Origin of the sequence: Comamonas sp. lk (assembly GCF_900564145.1) — a bacterium.
In the GTDB taxonomy this organism is placed as follows: domain Bacteria; phylum Pseudomonadota; class Gammaproteobacteria; order Burkholderiales; family Burkholderiaceae_C; genus Comamonas.
The window spans coordinates 608361-626773 of sequence record NZ_UOOB01000001.1 but is presented as its reverse complement, the minus strand read 5'-3'; the positions used below and the strand labels follow the sequence as shown (position 1 = coordinate 626773).

Genomic DNA, 18413 nt, shown 5'->3' with positions numbered 1-18413 from the left:
CCACCCCGCCGAGCATGAACAGACCAAGGCTGTATGCTCCCAGCTCCCCTATTTTTATGAGTTCCTCTGCTACATGTCCGCAGGTCTAAACCTCGCTCAGCTTCAAGCCGTGCATTACACAGAAGGCCCATGCCTGGTGCTGGCCGGTGCCGGCTCGGGCAAAACGCGGGTGATCACGCAAAAGATTGCGCGTCTGATTGAAACAGGCATGGCTCCCAAACGTATTGCAGCCATCACCTTTACCAACAAGGCGGCAGCAGAAATGCGCGAACGTGCGACCGGGCTGATAGGCCGCAAGGCCAAGGAAGTGCTGATCTGCACCTTCCACGCCCTGGGCGTGCGCATGGTGCGTGAAGACGGCCATGCGCTAGGCCTCAAGCCCCAGTTCAGCATTCTGGACACCGATGACGTGACCGGCATCTTGAAGGATTGCGCCGGCGGCACCACCGATGCGGCCACGGCCCGCCAATGGCAGTGGACCATCAGCGGCTGGAAGAACGCCGGCTGGGACAGCCGCAAGGCCTTGGCCATGGCCCAGGACGACAACGAGCGCACGATTGCCCTCATCATGCAGCGCTATGAAGAACGGCTCACGGCCTACCAGAGCGTGGACTTCGACGACCTTATCGGCATGCCCATGCGACTGCTGCGCGGCCACCCCGAGGTGCGCGAGAAATGGCAGCGTCTGCTGGGCCATGTGCTGGTCGACGAATATCAGGACACCAATGCCACGCAGTACGAGCTGCTCAAGATGCTGGTCGGCGAGCGCGGCCACTTCACTGCCGTGGGCGATGACGACCAGTCCATCTACGGCTGGCGCGGGGCCACGCTGGACAACCTCAAAAAACTGCCCCTCGACTACCCCGAGCTCAAGCTCATCAAGCTGGAGCAAAACTACCGCTCCACCAGCGCTATTTTGCGGGCGGCCAACAATGTGATCGGCCCCAACCCCAAGCTGTTTCCCAAGACCTTGTTCTCCGAGCTGGGCGAAGGCGAACCGGTGCGCATCGTGGATTGCGACACCGAAGAGCATGAAGCCGAGCGCGCCGTGGCCCGCATTCAAGGCCTGCGTGCCGGCAGCAACCCCCAGCCGGCCTGGAAAGACATGGCGATTCTTTACCGCGCCAACCACCAGGCCAAGCCCTTCGAGAAGGCGCTGCGCAAGGCCAATATCCCCTACAAGGTTTCGGGCGGCACCTCGTTTTTCGACCGCGCCGAAATCAAGGATTTGTGCGCCTGGTTTCGCCTGTGGATCAACAACGACGACGACCCGGCTTTTCTGCGCGCCATCGGCACGCCCAAGCGCGGCATAGGCCATACCACGCTGGGCAAGCTGGGCGAGTTCTCGGGCGCGCACAAGCTGTCCATGTTCGGCTCGCTGTTCAATTCCATGCTGGAAGATGCGCTTCCCAAGAAGGCCTTCGAAAGCCTGCTGGAGTTTGGCCGCTACATCAATGACCTGGAATACCGCGCCCGCCATACGCTGGGCGCGCAGGATTCGCGCAGCTTTCTCGTGGACTGGCTTAAGGAGATCGGCTACGAGCAGTATCTGTACGACAGCGAGGACAGCGAAACCGTGGCTGCCGCGCGCTGGAGCAATGTGCTGGAGTTCTGCGACTGGATGGCCCAGCGCGCCGGCGGCGCCATCGAAGATGCGGCCGGCACCACCACGCAGACCGAGGTGAAAAGCCTGCTCGAGGTTTCGCAGAATATTGCCCTGCTCTCCACCATCAGCGAGCGCGAAAAAGAGCAGGACATGGTGGTGCTCTCCACGCTTCACGCCTCCAAGGGTCTGGAATGGCCGCATGTCATCCTGGTCGGCGTGACCGAGGGCATGCTGCCCTTCAAGCTCGATGATGACAACGGCCGCCAGCTGCAGGTCAGCGACGAAACCGCCGCCCGTCTGCAGGAAGAGCGTCGCCTCATGTATGTGGGCATCACCCGTGCCCAGCGCACCCTGGCCGTGAGCTGGACCAAGCGCCGCAAGAAAGGGCGCGAAATGGTGGCCTGCCAGCCCAGCCGCTTCATCAAGGAGATGGGGCTGGACTCCTCCACCGCCAAGGAAGACCCGCGCGAGAAACTGCGCAAGCTGCGTGAGGAATTTGCCGCGCGCAAAGCCCCCACCGCCACCGGCCCGACAACCGGGCCGGCCCATTGATCCGATTGACATGACCCAGCACAAGCTCAAAAAAGCTCTGCTTTTCATAGCTGCAAGCGCTTTCCTATCAAGCACTTTCGCCCAAATCACTTCTGAACCCTCTGCCGCTTGCAACACCGACTCCGTCATGACGGACAAGCAGTTGCAAGGCCAATGGCAGGGCACGATCTCCGGCCGCGATGAGGCCGTTCGTATCGTGCTGGACCCCCATCCTGAATGGAAGGGCAATGTCAAAGGCACGATAGAACGCCCCGGCAGCCGCTATCCCATGGTGGGCGATGTGAATCAGGGCAGCATCACACTGGAGGAAAGCGCGGACGGCGTGCACATCACCGGCACCTGGCTGGGCCAGGCGGTGAGCGACAGCTGTGCCCACGAAATCCAGGGTGAATTCCAGGCCGGAGAAGACGGACCCCGCCAGACTTTTGTCCTGCGCAAAAGCCAGCCATAACGCCAGCCACAACTCCAACTCTGAACCACCGCAAAACCACCCACATTCTTTTCACTTTTTTGCAGCCATCTTGACCATGTACCCCTTTGTTCCAAACGCGCGCCTGAAACCACTGCCACAAGCAGGCACAGCCGCCGCCATTGCGAGCGCATTGGCGGCCTGTGGCTGGATGCTACCGGCCCAAGCGGCCGAGACCGCACCTCTGCCGCCCGAAGCCTGGCGCCAATGTGCGGCCGCCACCGACAACCAGGCCCGCCTGGCCTGTTTCGATGCCTGGGCCCAAGCCCAGCAGCCGCTGAGCGCACCACCGGCCAGCAAGCGGTCGGCACCGACGCCCGCAGCTTCCGCAACTGCGGCTGACACAAGCGCTTCTGCCACCGCAGCGGCTGCCGCAGCAACGACCGATGCAGCAGCGGCTGCCTCAGCAACGGCTGCCGTAGCGCCGATGGCCTTAGCCACAGCCGGCGACGGCCAGGGTCTGACGCTTCCCGTCACGCCGACCAATGGCGGCTGCCGCGATCCCCGCTACAGCGAACTCTCGCGCTACTACGAGCTGGAGCCTGGCTCGGACTGCGGCACTTTCAGCTTCCGCGGCTACCGCCCCATGAGCGTCTCGGTGGTCGTAGGCGATAACGTCAACCAGCAGCCTTATTCACCCTCTCGCGGCTCGCCCAGCAGCTCCCAGCCCTATCAGGAGCATGAGATGCGGCTGCAGCTGTCGGCACGCACCAAGATTGCGTCGGGCCTGCTGACCGGCCCCACCTCCAGCGGCAAGGATTCGCTGTGGTTTGGCTATACGCAGCAGTCCTACTGGCAGCTGTTCAACGGCGATATCTCGCGCCCCTTCCGCACCACCGACCATGAACCCGAGATGTTCTACGTCTACCCCAGCGACGCGCAGCTGCCCTTCGGCTGGCGCTGGCGCTACTCGGGCGTGGGTATTGCTCACCAATCCAACGGCCAGAGCAATCCGATTTCGCGCAGCTGGAACCGCTGGTATCTGATGACCGGTGCCGAACTGGGTAACCGCTGGCAGCTGCATCTGAAGGCCTGGCAGCGCCTGAGCGAGAGCGCTCTGGAAGACGACAACCCCCATATCCAGGACTACATAGGTCGCGGTGAAATCAAGCTGGGCTGGAACGTCAACGAGCAGAACTATCTGGGCTTTACCGCACGTGGTTCGGTGGGCAAAGGCAAGGGCTCGGGCCGCGTCGAATGGCTGCGCACCCTGGGCGAAGGCTGGAATGGCGGCAAGAGCAATCTGCGCCTGCATGTCCAGCTGTTCAGCGGCTATGGCGACAGCCTGATCGACTACAACAACAAGCGCACCACGTTCAGTGTGGGCCTGAGTCTGCTGGATTTCTGAGACCGCAGACCCGCAACACAAAAGGCGCCACTGGCGCCTTTTGTGTTTTGCATGCGGCTCGCGTTTTTCGGAGCTTTCTCAGGCATTTTCTGCCTTGAGCCCAGATCCATCAAACGCTACAAGCTACACAATCAATAGCAATCTCATTCAGGCACCACGGCCGTCACCTCGATCTCCACCTTGGCCCGGTCTTCAATCAGCGCCGCCACCTGCACTGCCGTCATCGCCACGCTGAACGAGCCGATCAGATCGCGGTAAGCCCGGCCGATCTCGGCCTGCTGGGCCAGATAGTCTTGCTTGTCGGTGATGTACCAGGTCATGCGCACAATGTGCTCGGGCTTGGCGCCGCCGGCGGCCAGCACCGCCACAATGTTTTGCAGCGCCTGGCGTACCTGGCCGGCCAGTTCGTCGGTGTGGAACACGCCATCACCATCCCAGCCAATCATTCCGGCCACAAAAATCTGGCGGCCTTGCACCGAGACGCCGTTGGCATAACCCTTGGGCCGGGGCCAGCCCGGTGGCAGCAGTACTTGCATGTTTGCTTCCTTTTCAATGTGAAGACGATTGCATCCACTGCTCCATGGCAGTGCGGATATGAGAGGGAACGCTGAGCGCCTGATGGGTTTGCAGATCGGTGAACACCAGCACCTTCTGCGCCGAGACGCGTAGCTGGCCGTCGGGCCCCAGGCAGTCGAGCGCCAAAGTCAGCGAGCGCGTTCCCAGCTTGGCCACAGACAGCCCCAGGCTCACCACCTCGCCCATGCGGGTGATGGCACGAAAATCACACTCCAGATGCACGATGGGCAGACCAATACGATCCGTCGCCAGCATCTGCGCATAAGGCACTTGCAGCGCCTGGTTGAACCAGTCTTCCACCAGGCCGTTGAACAGCACCAGATACTGCGGAAAGAAAATGATGCCGGCCGGATCGCAGTGCGCAAAGCGAATCGGCACTTGCGTCACAAAGCGCGGCAAGGCGGCGACAGACTCAGACATGCAGGGCTCCAGAAATCAGACAAATATCGCGTTGAGCGCACACTGTATATTCGCAACCAGCTATTACAAGCATAGCAATCACGGCTGATGCAATCTGAAGCGCTGCAGCTTGCCCGTGGGCGTGCGCGGCAGCTGGGAGACGAACTGCACGGCGCGCGGATATTTGTAGGGTGCCACCGTGTTTTTCACAAAATCCTGCAGCGTCTTGGCCATGGCCTCGTCGCCCACATGGCCGGCACGCAGCACCACAAAAGCCTTGACGATCTGGCCGCGCTCGGCATCGGCGACGCCGATCACCGCGCATTCGGCCACGGCCGCATGCGCCATCAACGCTTCTTCCACCTCGGGCGCGGCGATGTTGTAGCCGGCCGAGATGATCATGTCGTCGGTGCGCGCCTGATAGACAAAATAGCCGTCGGCATCCATCAGATAGGCATCGCCGGTCAGGTTCCAGCCATGGCTGACATACTTGGTCTGGCGGCTGTCGTTCAGATAGCGGCAGCCCGTAGGGCCTTGCACGGCCAGCTTGCCCACCGTCCCCGGCGGCACCTCCTGGCCCGCGTCATCCACCACCTTGGCTTGGTAGCCGGGCACGGCCTTGCCGGTAGCTCCGGGCCTGGCCTCTTCCTCGCGGTGCGAGATGAAGATGTGCAGCATCTCGGTAGAGCCTATGCCATCAATGATCTCGATGCCGGTGGCATCTTTCCATAGCGCACGCGTGGAGGCAGTCAAGGCCTCGCCGGCCGAGACGCATTTGCGCAGCCGGGTCTGGCGCATGCGCTCGCCTTGCTGGGCCATGACGCGGTAAGAGGTGGGCGCGGTGAACACCACGGTCGCGCCAAACTGCTCTATGCCGTCGACCAGCTGCGGCGGCCCGGCTTTCTCCAGCAACGCCATGCTGGCACCGATGGCCATGGGAAACAGCACCTGTCCGCCCAGCCCGAAGGTGAATGCCATCGGCGGGCTGCCTATGAACACATCGTCGGCATTGGCACGCAAGGTGTGCTGCGGCCAGCAGGCACAGACGGCCATCACATCGCGGTGGAAATGCATGGTGGCCTTGGGAACGCCGGTGGTGCCCGAAGTAAAGCCCAGCAGACAGGTATCGGTTGCTGCCGTATCCACGGTCTCGAACTGGCCGGATGCTCCATCCATCAGAGCTTCCAGCCCCTGCAGGCCATCGCCGCTCTTGGCATTGAAGAACTGCACCACCTTCAGGGTCTGGCATTGCTGCTGGGCGCCCAGCACTTCGGCGCGCAATGCCTCGTCGCACAGCGCATGGCTGACCTGCGCAATATCGACGATGGTAGACAGCTCCTTGGCACGCAGCAGCGGCATGGCCGCCACGGCAATACCGCCGGCCTTGATGACGCCAAACCAGCAAGCCACCATCATGGGATTGTTGGGCGCACACAGCAGCACGCGGTTGCCCGCCACCAAGCCCAGCTGCTGCGTGAGCACATTCGCAATCCGGTTGGCCTTGTCCTGCAGATCGGCATAGGTCCAGCGAACACCTGCGGCCTGAATGCACAGGCGCTCGCCCCGCCCTTCGGCCACATGTCTGTCCAGCAGCTGCGCCGCACAGTTCAGCCGCTCGGGGAACTGCAGCTCGGGCAGCTCAAAAATAAAGTCCGGCTGCAGCTGCGGCGGCGGCAGATTGTCGGCAGCAAAAGTGTCGATATGCGCGGTGTACGACATGGTTCCAAACCTCTTGAACAAAAACCCGGTCTTGCGTTGGATGGTCTTGCGCTTTTAGCTATGACTTTTGATAAGGTCGCGGCCGATGATGAGCTGCTGCACCTCGGTCGCGCCTTCATAGATGCGCAGGGCGCGGATCTCGCGGTACAGACGCTCCACGGGCTGATCGCTGACCACTCCCAGGCCACCCCAGATCTGCACGGCGGCATCGATGACTTGCTGCGCGTTTTCCGTTGCCGTCATCTTTGCCATGGCCGCCTCGCGCGTCACGTTCTGCCCCTGGTCGCGCTGCCAGGCTGCGCGGTAGGTCAGCAGGGCAGCGCTGTCTATCAAGGTGGCCATTTGCGCAAGCTTGGCCTGGGTGAGCTGAAAGTCGGCCAGCACGCCGCCAAACATCTTGCGCGTGGTGGCGCGCTGCAGTGCTTCGTCGAGTGCCCGGCGCGCAAAGCCCAGTGCGGCAGCGGCCACCGAGGTGCGGAACACGTCCAGCGTGCGCATGGCCACCTTGAAGCCCTCGGCCGCAGCGCCCACGCGCTGCGTGACCGGAATGCGGCAGTTGGTGAAGCGCAGCCGCGCCAGCGGGTGCGGAGCGATCACATTGATGCGCTCGGCAATCTCAAAACCCGGCGTGCCCGCGTCCACAATCAAGGCCGAGATGCCGCGCGAGCCCGGCGCCTCGCCGGTGCGCACAAAGACCACGTAGAAATCAGCAATACCCCCGTTGGAGATCCAGGTCTTCTCGCCGTTGAGCACATAGTGATCGCCGTCCAGCCGCGCCTCGCAGCTCATGGCCGCCACATCCGAGCCGGCGTCGGGCTCGGACAGGGCAAAAGCCGAGATCGCTTCACCGGCAGCCACCCGGCTCAGATAGCGCTGCTTTTGCGCGGGTGTGCCGGCCAGGCTGATCGCACCCGAGCCCAGGCCCTGCATGGCAAAGGCAAAGTCCGCCAGGCCGTTGTGTCGTGCCAGGGTTTCGCGAATCAGGCAGATGGCGCGGGTATCGATCTGCGCGCCGGAACCGCCGTTTTCCGCCCCGGCCACGGCATGGCGCAGCCAGCCGCCCTGGCCCAGGGCCTTCACCAAGTGGCGGCAATCGCCATCGTTGTCATCGCTGTGGATATGCGCCACGTTCTGCGCGGCCCAGGCATCGAGCTCGGTGGCCAGCTGGGCGTGTTTTTTGTCAAAGAAAGGCCATTGCAGATAGCTGGTGTCCGCCATATCAGTTCCCCTTGAATTGAGGTTTTTGCTTGGCGACGAAGGCATGGTAGGCACGCGAGAAGTCTTCGGTCAGCATGCAGATGGCCTGCGCCTGCGCCTCGGCTTCAATCGCCTGCTCTATCGTCATCGCCCATTCCTGGTGCAGCATGGTCTTGGTGATGCCGTTGGCAAAGCTGGGACCGGCGGCCAGATCGGCGGCCAGCTTCTGCGCCTCGGCCAGCACCGCCTCGGGCTCGCACAGGCGGTTGAAAAAGCCCCAACGCTCGCCCTCCTCGCCTCCCAGGCTGCGGCCGGTGTAGAGCAGCTCGCTGGCCCGACCCTGACCGATGATGCGCGGCAGGAAAGCGCAAGCGCCCATGTCGCAGCCGGCCAGGCCCACGCGGTTGAACAGAAATGCCGTCTTGCTGCGCGCCGTGCCCAGGCGCATGTCGGAGGCCATGGCCATGATGGCACCGGCACCGGCGCAGACACCGTCCACCGCCGCGATGATGGGCTGGGGGCAGGCGCGCATGGTCTTGACCAGCTCGCCCGTCATGCGGGTGAACATCAGCAGCTCAGGAGCCTTGAGCGCTACCAGCGGCCCAATGATTTCATGCACGTCGCCGCCCGAGCAGAAGTTGCCGCCATCGCCCACGATGACCACGGCCTTCACGTCCTGCGCCCATTTGAGTTGATGGAACAGATCACGCAGCTCGGCATAGGATTCGAAGGTCAGCGGGTTCTTGCGCTCCGGCCGGTTCAAGGTGATGGTGGCCACCTGGTCTTTGACCTGCCACAGAAAATGCCTGGCCTGGTAATCGGCCAGATGCAGCTGATTGCCGGCGCACAGCGCGGGATCAATGGAGTAGTCGCTCATAGTCATTCCTTGTGTTCACATCACTTCGCCACCGGCAACGGCAACGGCCTGCCCGGTCACCGCACCCGCGCCCTGGCCGCACAGCCACAGCACGGCGTCGGCCACTTGCTGCGGCTGCACCAGACGGCCCTGGGGATTGTTTTTGACAAACTCGGCCATGGCCTGCTCCGGCGTGCGGCCGGTCTTGGCCACCACGCGCTCAATGCTGGTGGTGACGATTTCGGTCTCTGTGTAGCCGGGGCAGACGGCGTTGACGGTGATGCCCTTCTGGGCAAATTCCAGTGCCAGCGATCGCGTCAGTCCGATCACGCCATGCTTGGCCGCGCAGTAGGCAGCCACATAGGCATAGCCGGTCAGCCCCGCCGTGCTGGCCACGTTGACGATGCGGCCGTAACCGGCCTGGGCCATGGCGGGCAACACCTGCTGAATGCATAGCATGGTTCCCGTCAGGTTGACGGCCAGCATCTGCTGCCAATGCTGGTCATCCATTTTCAGAAATGGACTGCTCAAAGCCTGGCCGGCGTTGTTCACCAAAATATGGATAGCACCCTGCGCAGCAACAGCCTGCGCAAAAGCGGTTTGCACCTCATCGGCCTTGGCAATATCGGCCAGCACCATGTGGCAACGGCCTGGGTGTTCATCCACCAGTTGCTGCAAGGGCTGGGGCCGCCGACCCAGCACCGTCACCTTGGCACCGCGTGCCAACAGCTGGCGTGCAATCGCCTCGCCAATGCCCTGGCCCGCACCGGTCACCAGCGCATGTTGATCATTCAGATCACCTGTCATTCAGTTCTCCATAGCAATACGCGCTACCCATGCCGCATGAAACTTGCGCAACCCAAGCCATGACAGCCGAGCAAGGGCAGAGTCCCCCTCCCTCGCAAAGCGAGTAGAGAGGGGGAAGGCGCGAAGCGACTCAGGGGGTGCTTCATTTCAAGGCTTTTTCGCGCTCGAACAGGCTTTCCATCTGGCGCTTGCCCTGGTAGATCTGCTTGGGCCATTCAATCGGCGTGTAGCCAATCTTGGCGGCTTCGGTCAAGGTCCAGTTCGGGTTGGCCAAATGGGGACGGGCCACGGCGCACAGGTCGGCACGGCCGGCGGCAATGATGGAATTGGCGTGATCGGCCTCGCTGATCGCACCCACGGCAATGGTCGCGATGCCCGCCTCCTGACGCACGCGGTCGGCAAACGGAGTCTGGAACATGCGGCCGAAGGTGGGCTTTTCCCGCTTGCTGACCTGGCCCGAAGACACGTCGATCAAATCGGCGCCGGCCGCCTTGAAGGCCTTGGCAATCTCCACCGCGTCATCGGCCGTGGTGCCGCCTGCCACCCAGTCGGTGGCCGAGATGCGCACCGACATGGGCTTGTCCTCGGGCCAGACGGCGCGCATGGCCGTGAAAACTTCGAGCGGATAGCGCAACCGGTTCTGCAGACTGCCGCCATACTCGTCATCACGCTGATTGGTCAGCGGCGAGATGAAGCCCGACAACAGGTAGCCGTGCGCGCAGTGCAGCTCCAGCCAGTCCACACCGATCTCGACCGCCATACGTGCCGCCTGCACAAACTGGGCCTTCACCTCATCCATGTCGGCACGCGTCATGGCTTTGGAAATCTGGCTCACGCCCTCCAGGTACTGCTGCGGCGAGGCCGACATGATGGGCCAGTTGCCTTCGGGCAAAGGCAGGTCCGTGCCGTCCCAGGCCAGGCGGGTCGAAGCCTTGGCGCCGGCGTGGCCGATCTGCATGGCGAACTTGGCATCGGTGTATTGATGAATCCAGTCGCTGATGCGCTTCCAGGCCTGCTTTTGCGCCTGGTTATAGGTGCCGGGGCAGCCGGGGGTGATGCGGCCTTCGGGGCTTACACAAGCCATCTCGGCAAACACCAGACCGGCGCCCCCCATGGCACGGGCGCCCAGGTGCATCAGGTGGTAGTCGCCCGGCACGCCGTCCACGGCAGAGTACTGCGCCATGGGCGAGACCACGATGCGGTTCTTGAGCGTGAGCCCGCGCACGGTATAGGGCAGGAACATGGGAGGAGGCGCTTTGCCTGCCACCGTCACGCCGTTTTTCTCGGCAAGCCATTGCTCGTAACCGCCCAGCCACTGGGCATCGCGCAGGCGCAGATTTTCATGGCTGATGCGCTGGCTGCGGGTGAGCATGGAATACATGAACTGCTCGGGCTCCAGCTGGTCGCAATAGCGCTTGCCGCAGACCTCAAACCATTCCATGGCGTTCCAGGCCGCGTTCTGTATGCGCAGCGTCTCCACGCGGCGCACTTCCTGGTAGGCGGCCAGGACCTCGGGGAGGTGCTCCTTGCCATCGCCCGCCAGCTTGAACTGGCGCGCCAGCTCGATCGCATCCTCGATGGCCAGCTTGGTGCCCGAGCCAATCGCAAAGTGCGCCGTGTGCACGGCATCGCCCATCAGCACCACATGGCTGCCCTGGGTGTTTTGCAGCCACCACTGGTCGCAGACCACGCGGTTGAAGTTGATCCAGGCCGAGCCGCGCAAATGGCGCGCGTTGGTCATGAGCTTTTCGCCCTGCAGATTGTCGGCAAAGATCTTTTCGCAAAAATCAATCGACTGCTGCTGATCGGCAGTGTCCAGACCGCTGGCCTTCCAGGTCTCTTCGGTGGTCTCGACGATGAAGGTCGATGTCTGGTCGTCAAACTTGTAGATATGGGCCTGAAACCAGCCGTGCTCGGTGCGCACGAAGTCAAAGGTGAAAGCCTCGTATACCTTGTGGGTGCCCAGCCAGATGAAGCGGTTGGGCCGCACCACGATGTCGGGTTTGAACACTTCCTGGTACTGGGTGCGGATACGCGAATTCACGCCGTCGCAGGCCACGATGAGATCGGCATCGGGGTAATCGGCATCCGATTGCACATCGGTCTCGAACACCAGCTTTACGTCCAGCTCTTCGCAACGCGCCTGCAGAATATTGAGCAAGTGCTTGCGGCCTATGCCCACAAAGCCATGACCGCCAGAGCGCAGGGTGCGACCCTTGAACAACAGCTCGATGTCGTCCCAGTGGTTGAAGGCCTTTTCCACCTGCGTGGCGGTGACGGGGTCCCACTCGCGCATATTGTCCATGGTGGCATCCGAGAACACCACGCCCCAGCCAAAGGTGTCGTAAGGCTTGTTGCGCTCGACCACGGTGATGTCGTGCGCGGGGTTCATCTGCTTCATCAGCAGTGCGAAGTACAAGCCGGCGGGACCGCCACCGACGCAGACGATTTTCATGGCTGATTTCCGGGTGAAGAAAAATTACTTTATATCTAAATTATTCACCCATGAATATTTCACTAAAATCCGAGATAACCCTGAACACCTAAACGCCGTGCAGCGGCACGATGTGAAACCATGGCCACCAAGAAAACTCTGCCCACTGTTGCCACACCGGATGTACCGGGCCGCGAAGCGGGTCTGTCGCATGACGACCACCAGGCCGTGCGCCTGTGGCTGCGCCTGCTCACCTGCAGCACGCAGATTGAACAGGTGATACGCAGCAATCTGCGCACCCAGTTCGCCACCACGCTGCCGCGCTTTGATTACCTGGCCCAGCTCAGCCGCTTTCCCCAGGGGCTGCGCATGAAGACGCTGTCGGAGTATCTGATGGTGACCGGCGGCAATGTGACGGGGTTGACGGATCAGCTGGTCGCCGAAGGCTGGGTGGAACGCGTGGCCGACGACGAAGACCGTCGTTCCATGATCGTGCGACTGACGCGCCGTGGCAAAAAGCAGTTCGCCGCCATGGCCACTGCCCATGAGCAGTGGCTGGAGCAGCTGCTGGCGCCGCTGGGCCTGAAAAGCTCGCGCGAGCTTTATGAGCAACTGGGAAAACTGAGGCTGATACTGGCGGGAAACCAGGCGTCTTGAGCCACAGCGGGGCGAGAAAAAGCACTCTCGCGGTTTTCGTGGAGAATGACTTGCACGACGCTTCAAGGGGCACCGCTCATGGATTTGCAACATCTGCAATATCGGCTCAAGGCTGGGTACTACTACCTCTACGACATGCGCGAGGTGCCCAATGCCGTCACGGGCGAGCGGCGTTTCAAGCTCAAAACCGAGCTGGTAGCGATTGCTTTTGACCTGATCACCGGCCAGGTACACCAGCACGGCCACCCCACACGCATACACAGCTGGGCCCTGGGGATTCGCCGCAAGCTGCGCGCCGCCGGCCACTGGGAGATGGCAGACAGACTGATCGTGGTCTCCGGCCCCTTGCCCGAGCACGAGATCAATCAATGCCTGCGTGTGCGGGGCTATTGCCGCTGGATGTTTAGACGCCTGGCCAACCTGCCCCACGGCAAGTTTGGCAACCAGGCACGTCACAGCCGTCAGCAGCGCGACGCAGGCCGCCAGCGGCAGGCGGCCTGATTTCCATCAAAAAGGCCTAAACCCCTTTATCAAAAAGCGCTGAAAGCTATCAAATCAGGAGCATCAGGAGTCGTCATCCGCACTGTCCATGGTTTCAGGCGCGTCCGGTAGTTTCACAATCGTCACCGGCAGACGGCTGTGGCGCGCCACCTCTCTGGAGACCGAGCCGATCAGAATGCTGGAGAGCCCGCCCTGCCCCGTGGCACCGACGATGATCTGATCGCACTCGTTGCTATCGGCGATGTCGATCAAGGTATTGCCTGCTTCGCCCAGACTGATCTCCACTTCATAGGATGCACCGGCTGCCTTGAGCAGATCCTGTGCCGAGGCAATCAAGTCCATGCCCGCATCGATGCTGGCGTTGGCGATAAGGTCGGAGTCCGTGGTTGCCAGCTCCAGCAGCGATGCCTCTTTTTGCACATGGGCAATCACGAAATGGGCTTTCAGCCCCTGCTCATACAGCTTGATGCCGTGGCGTACGGCCTCCAGCGAAGCATCCGATCCATCGACGGCAATCATGATCTTGTGCATATCAACCTCCGTGTGTGAGCATGAGAGCAGTGTAGGCGTTCGAGGAAAAAACAGGCAGTGGATACAGGGCAAGCCCGGGCCTTTGCAGCAACGCTTTCTCGCATCTGGGAAAATGGCGGGCTATGCTGCAGTTTGACCTCCTCAAGACCGACCCGACCAGCCACGCCCGCCGTGGTGCGCTCACGCTCAACCACGGCGTGGTGCAGACCCCCATCTTCATGCCCGTGGGCACCTATGGCACCGTCAAGGGGGTGATGCCGCGCAGCCTGGAGGAAATGGGCGCGCAGATCATTCTGGGCAATACCTTCCACCTGTGGATGCGCCCCGGCCTGGACATCATGAAGTCCTTTGGCGGCCTGCACGGTTTCGAGAAGTGGAACAAGCCGATTCTCACGGACTCGGGCGGCTTCCAGGTCTGGTCGCTGGGTGCCATGCGCAAGATCACCGAGGAAGGCGTGCACTTCCAAAGCCCCGTCAACGGCGACAAGCTGTTCATGTCGCCCGAAGTCAGCATGCAGATCCAGACCGTGCTGAACTCCGACATCGTCATGCAGCTGGACGAATGCACGCCCTACGAGACCAACGGCAAGAAGACCACCGAAGCCGAGGCGCGTAAATCCATGGAGATGAGCCGCCGCTGGGCCAAGCGCTCCAAGGACGAGTTCGAGCGCCTGGAAAACCCCAACGCCCTGTTCGGCATCGTGCAAGGCGGCATGTTCCTCAATCTGCGCGAAGAATCGCTGCAGGGCCTGCTGGAGATGGACTTCCCCGGCTATGCGGTCGGCGGCGTTTCCGTGGGCGAGCCCAAGGACGAGATGCTGGAGATCATGGCCCACACGCCGCATCTGCTGCCCGCCCACAAGCCCCGCTACCTGATGGGCGTGGGCACGCCCGAAGATCTGGTGCAAGGCGTGGCCGACGGTGTGGACATGTTTGACTGCGTGATGCCCACCCGCAATGCGCGCAACGGCACCATCTTTACCCGCTACGGCGACCTGAAGCTGCGCAACGCCCGCCACAAGGTGGACCACCAGCCCATCGATACCACCTGCACCTGTCACGCCTGCGCGGGCAGCAGCGGCGTGAGCTGGGACGATGGCGGCCGCGACGGCTTCAGCCGCGCCTATCTGCACCATCTGGACCGCTGTGGCGAAATGTTGGGCCCCATGCTGACCACCATCCACAATCTGCACTACTACCTGAACCTGATGCAGGAAGTGCGCAACGCCCTGGATGCCGGCACGTTTGAGCAGTTCCGCGCCCAATTCAAGGCAGACAGAGCCCGCGGCGTCTGATCAAGACTGCTCTACCAAAAAGCCAGAACCCGGTTCTGGCTTTTTTTGCGCCTTGCAAGGCCTTGGCAATCGGAAAACAGCGGTCGATAGCACGCTCAGTGGTTCGAGCCAGCCACCACGATCTGGTCATAACCGCTGGCATGGCCGTGCTGCAACGCGGCCTCGGCGCGCTCGAACATCTGCTCGGCCGTCTCGCCGCTGCGGTACTCGGCCACGGCCATGGTCAGCGTCAGCCCCTGCTTGGCCGCCGCGTTGAGGCTGCGCGCCTCGCCCCACTGCCCATGGCGCATGCTGTCGCGAATACGATGCAGGACCGCAATCGCATGCATGGCGTTGGTGTCCTCCAGTACCAGCAAAAAAGCATTGTGGTGATAGCGCCCCACATGATCCAGGGCACGCAGCTGGGTGATGAGCAGGCCGCTGAGCATCAGCTGCAGCTTGTCGTTCAATGAGGGACGGTTGGGCTGTTCTGCCACAGGGGACTTGGCTATCCACGGGTCCAGTTCCAGCAGTACCACGCAAAACGGCTCCACCTTGCGAGCATGGCGTTCACGCAATAGGTTGATCGCGTCTAGCGAGCGGGCAAAGTTATCCACACCGGTCAGCGCATCGGTACCTGCCGCCGCCCCCTGCTCGCGCAACTGCTGCTGCAGGCGCAGCCGGTCTTCATCCAGCGAACGGCACTGCTGCTCAAGCGCCAGCATCTGCAGCTTCTGCAACCGCAACTGTCTATGAAGTTGCTGCACGGCCCCCATTGCCAGCACCGCGTGCAGCAGCACGGGCAACAACAGCGCCGCCAGTTGCAAACCGTCGTGCAAAAGCGCAGGCGCAGCCAGGAAAAACATCTGCAGTGCCGCCCCCACCACCAACAGCAAGCCGCTGATCAAGGCCAGCAGCGCGCCGGTGCGACTCAGTCTCAAGCCCTGGCCCCAGAGCATCAAGGCACCGCCAGACAGACCTATGGATAGCGCCAGCCAGACCAGCTCAGGTTGCAGTATCAGCAAGGCGGTGGCGGCCAGGGTCTGCAGTGCGCCCCAGCCCAGAAGCCGCCATCGGGGCGGTGAAAGCAAAATCCATCCCAGACCCATGGCCAGCCACAGCCCCATGAGCCAGCCCAAGTCGACCCAGCCCCAGTGCCCCGTCAAAACAGCTGCGACCAACAAAGCGCCTGAGCCGGCAAACCCGGCCAGCGCCAGCGCGTAAGCCCAATGGTCCACCAACAGCCGTCCAGGCTCATGCGGCCGTGCGGGCAGGGAGTTAGTCCGTAAGGGTTCTGTGGTGATCACCATGGTGGGCATGCTGGTCAAACGTTAAAGACGTCTGCCAATGATGTCACAGGCCCAGATTTGCGCACATCCGAATTTTTGCGCCCCCATAAAACCATAGCAGCCTGCGAAGGGCTGCTATGGGCTGGCGCTTAAGGGCTGCCGTGCTGCGGCGGCGGCTCTGGCGTTAGGGCCGCGCTTGCAGGCTCTTCATCCTGCCTGGGCAGCAGCTTGCGAGCCGGCACACCACAAGCATGGCAAAAACGGCTGAAGGCGCTCTTGCGGGTATTGCAGTGGCCGCAGTGATCGAACAGGCCAATGCCGCAATGCGGGCAGAAGTCGATCTCGGTGTTCTTGAGATCCACCGGCCGCTCGCAGCCCGCGCACACGCTTTTGGCCAGGCGCTCCAGCGCCACGTCATAGCTGAGTTCTTCGCGGCGCTTGTTCTCGGGCAGGGCTTCCTGCAGCTTCTGCTTTTCCAGATAGCGGTTGAGCGCCACGATGGCATAGCGCCCCAACAGCACCGTGACCACAATGCCCACGATGTAGCGCACATAGCCGCCATAGTCCGGCAGATAAGGCACCAGCTCCACAAAAAAGGCGAACAGGGCAAAGAAGATGAAGCCCCAGACAAACGGCCACCAGGTGCTCTTGCGCTTTTTGGCAAACAGCCAGCCCGCAGCCACCAGCAAAGGCAGGGTCAGAGCCAGGCGATAGAGGAAGACGCGCAGCTCGATGGCGCGCATGGCCGACTGCCACTGCGGATACGCGGCATCGCGCAGCTGGCTCATTTCGCTTTGCGCATTGGAGAGCGCTTGCGAGGCCTCCAGATGCGTCTGCTCCTGCTTTTCCAGCTCCTGGCGCGTCCGGTTCTCGGACTGTTTGAGCGCATCCAACGCCTTGGAACGGGCGATCAGTTCCGTATCCTGCTCGGGGCGCTCGGTGGCGCGGCGCGTGGCCACCCAGTTATCGAAGGTTTCGCGGGCCGATTGGTAGCGCGCGCGCTCGGCCTCAAACCGCAGCTGGGCCTTGTCCCGCGCCATGTCCGCCAGATTGGCCTGTGCCTGCGCCTGCTCGATCTGGGCACGCACGCGCTGGGCATCGGCCTCGGGGATGAAGGCCTCCACTTCCAGGGGGCGCTCCACCTGGGGCAAATTGCCCACGACCAGACTGCCCAGCCCGATCAGGAAGAACGCAAAAGCCGCCGCCACCAGCCACAGGCCACGGCGAAACCATTTTTCGGGCAATCGCAAGGATTTACTCATGACGTTTTACTCCTTGATTGATAGCTACAAACGTTAAACTCATATGGACTTCAAGCCCATTTTCTTAAAGATCATTGCACCGTGCGCACGGGAGCCGCCAGCTGGGCGCGCTGCAGCCACTGGGTGACGGAATCCACGGTCACCGTCTCGATGCGGCTGGCATAGCGCTTGTCATTGGGGTGATCGTCGAAAGCGATATTGGCCGCCGTCATGCGTCCGCCCAGACGCGAAAAAGCCCGGATGATGAGAGTGCTGGGCTCATAACCCCTGGCCTGCAGCCAGGTCTGCGCCTGGGCCCGGTTCTGGATGGCGGCAGGCTCCATGGCGGCGGCCAGCGTTTCCGTAGCCCACTGGTTGGACTGCTGGTACTTCAAACCCCAGGCATAGCTGATCATGCTGTAAGGCTCGCTTTGCAGGCGCAGCACCGTGGGCGCCGTCAGAAACTTCAGCAGCGCCTGCTGCACCGCCGGAGTGGGCACCTGGATCACGGCCTCATAGCGCCACAGATCGTCGAGGAAAAACTCGCCCAGGCCCTGGCGATAGACATGGCCGCCGGCCGTGCCGCATTCATTGAGCTTGTGGGCCACGCGCCACGGACCTTCGGCCGATTTGTAAGCCCAGCCGTAGTGGGAATATTGGAGCTCGTACTTGCTCAAATCCTGGCCCTGGCGCGCCAAGAGCACCACCTGGGTGCCGTTCTTCTTGAACTCGGCGTCCAGCGCCTGTGAGGTACGCAGGGCCAGATTCAGGCCCTTGGCCATGACATCGGCCGTCAGCGGCTTGTTCTCGCAGCTGCGGCCCGCCTGGGCCGAACCCGCCCAGGCAAGCAAAGCGGTGCCCAGCGCCAGCACCAGGGCTCGGGCAATGGGAGTGGATAAGGTACGCGCAGGCGCAACCGCCTGTACAACGCCGGTGTTTTGCATGAGTGGCTCCATG

The 18413-nt window shown here is 62.3% G+C and carries 17 protein-coding genes; 6 read left to right on the top strand and 11 right to left on the bottom strand.

The features are described from left to right. Nucleotides 1–73 precede the first annotated feature (73 nt). The 3 genes from EAO39_RS02865 (at nt 74) to EAO39_RS02855 (ending at nt 3975) form a co-directional block, all read left to right on the top strand. Nucleotides 74–2158: a UvrD-helicase domain-containing protein gene (locus EAO39_RS02865; RefSeq protein WP_120966032.1), complete on the top strand. Its 2085-nt coding sequence runs from the start codon at nt 74–76 to the stop codon at nt 2156–2158. Nucleotides 2159–2285: 127 nt separating this feature from the next. Then, entirely contained in the window at nt 2286–2609 is a 324-nt protein-coding gene (locus EAO39_RS02860; protein ID WP_240466884.1) for a hypothetical protein, read from the top strand. Between the two features lie 76 nt (nt 2610–2685). Beyond that, nucleotides 2686–3975 carry a phospholipase A gene (locus EAO39_RS02855; RefSeq protein WP_120966028.1) on the top strand — a complete coding sequence of 430 codons (1290 nt, stop codon included), beginning with the start codon at nt 2686–2688 and terminating at the stop codon, nt 3973–3975. 143 nt (nt 3976–4118) lie between these two features. Here the strand turns inward: EAO39_RS02855 and EAO39_RS02850 are convergent, their stop codons facing one another. From EAO39_RS02850 to EAO39_RS02820, 7 genes are all read right to left on the bottom strand, one after another. After that, complete coding sequence (locus EAO39_RS02850; RefSeq protein ID WP_120966026.1) at nt 4119–4511, bottom strand: RidA family protein; 393 nt, start codon at nt 4509–4511, stop codon at nt 4119–4121. Nucleotides 4512–4524: 13 nt separating this feature from the next. Next, the gene (locus EAO39_RS02845; protein WP_120966024.1) at nt 4525–4971 is read right to left on the bottom strand and encodes a thioesterase family protein; all 447 of its coding nucleotides are present in this window, start codon (nt 4969–4971) and stop codon (nt 4525–4527) included. A gap of 78 nt (nt 4972–5049) precedes the next feature. Further along, entirely contained in the window at nt 5050–6669 is a 1620-nt protein-coding gene (locus EAO39_RS02840; RefSeq protein ID WP_120966023.1) for a benzoate-CoA ligase family protein, read from the bottom strand. Nucleotides 6670–6723: 54 nt separating this feature from the next. Beyond that, the gene (locus tag EAO39_RS02835) at nt 6724–7887 is read right to left on the bottom strand and encodes an acyl-CoA dehydrogenase family protein (protein WP_120966021.1); all 1164 of its coding nucleotides are present in this window, start codon (nt 7885–7887) and stop codon (nt 6724–6726) included. Between the two features lies 1 nt (nt 7888). Then, nucleotides 7889–8743 carry an enoyl-CoA hydratase family protein gene (locus EAO39_RS02830; protein ID WP_120966019.1) on the bottom strand — a complete coding sequence of 285 codons (855 nt, stop codon included), beginning with the start codon at nt 8741–8743 and terminating at the stop codon, nt 7889–7891. 15 nt (nt 8744–8758) lie between these two features. Beyond that, on the bottom strand, nt 8759–9529 hold the full coding sequence (locus EAO39_RS02825; RefSeq protein ID WP_120966017.1) for an SDR family NAD(P)-dependent oxidoreductase: 771 nt from the start codon (nt 9527–9529) through the stop codon (nt 8759–8761). 142 nt (nt 9530–9671) lie between these two features. Further along, the gene (locus EAO39_RS02820; protein ID WP_120966015.1) at nt 9672–11984 is read right to left on the bottom strand and encodes a bifunctional salicylyl-CoA 5-hydroxylase/oxidoreductase; all 2313 of its coding nucleotides are present in this window, start codon (nt 11982–11984) and stop codon (nt 9672–9674) included. Between the two features lie 120 nt (nt 11985–12104). On the opposite strand from EAO39_RS02820, the gene EAO39_RS02815 reads away from it, so the two are divergent. Continuing rightward, nucleotides 12105–12620 (top strand): MarR family transcriptional regulator, encoded by a 516-nt coding sequence (locus EAO39_RS02815; protein ID WP_120966013.1) that lies wholly within the window; start codon nt 12105–12107, stop codon nt 12618–12620. 78 nt (nt 12621–12698) lie between these two features. After that, nucleotides 12699–13121 carry a hypothetical protein gene (locus tag EAO39_RS02810; RefSeq protein WP_120966011.1) on the top strand — a complete coding sequence of 141 codons (423 nt, stop codon included), beginning with the start codon at nt 12699–12701 and terminating at the stop codon, nt 13119–13121. Nucleotides 13122–13184: 63 nt separating this feature from the next. Here the strand turns inward: EAO39_RS02810 and EAO39_RS02805 are convergent, their stop codons facing one another. Continuing rightward, nucleotides 13185–13652, bottom strand: a complete 468-nt coding sequence (locus tag EAO39_RS02805; protein WP_120966009.1) for a universal stress protein — start codon at nt 13650–13652, stop codon at nt 13185–13187. A gap of 122 nt (nt 13653–13774) precedes the next feature. On the opposite strand from EAO39_RS02805, the gene tgt reads away from it, so the two are divergent. Next, on the top strand, nt 13775–14947 hold the full coding sequence (gene tgt, locus EAO39_RS02800; protein WP_120966007.1) for a tRNA guanosine(34) transglycosylase Tgt: 1173 nt from the start codon (nt 13775–13777) through the stop codon (nt 14945–14947). Nucleotides 14948–15042: 95 nt separating this feature from the next. Here the strand turns inward: tgt and EAO39_RS02795 are convergent, their stop codons facing one another. The 3 genes from EAO39_RS02795 to EAO39_RS02785 form a co-directional block, all read right to left on the bottom strand. Beyond that, entirely contained in the window at nt 15043–16236 is a 1194-nt protein-coding gene (locus EAO39_RS02795) for a diguanylate cyclase (protein ID WP_162989473.1), read from the bottom strand. A 128-nt stretch (nt 16237–16364) separates the two neighbouring features. Next, nucleotides 16365–17477, bottom strand: a complete 1113-nt coding sequence (locus EAO39_RS02790) for a zinc ribbon domain-containing protein (protein WP_120966003.1) — start codon at nt 17475–17477, stop codon at nt 16365–16367. A gap of 71 nt (nt 17478–17548) precedes the next feature. Continuing rightward, entirely contained in the window at nt 17549–18400 is an 852-nt protein-coding gene (locus tag EAO39_RS02785; RefSeq protein ID WP_240466883.1) for a DUF2145 domain-containing protein, read from the bottom strand. Nucleotides 18401–18413 lie beyond the last annotated feature (13 nt).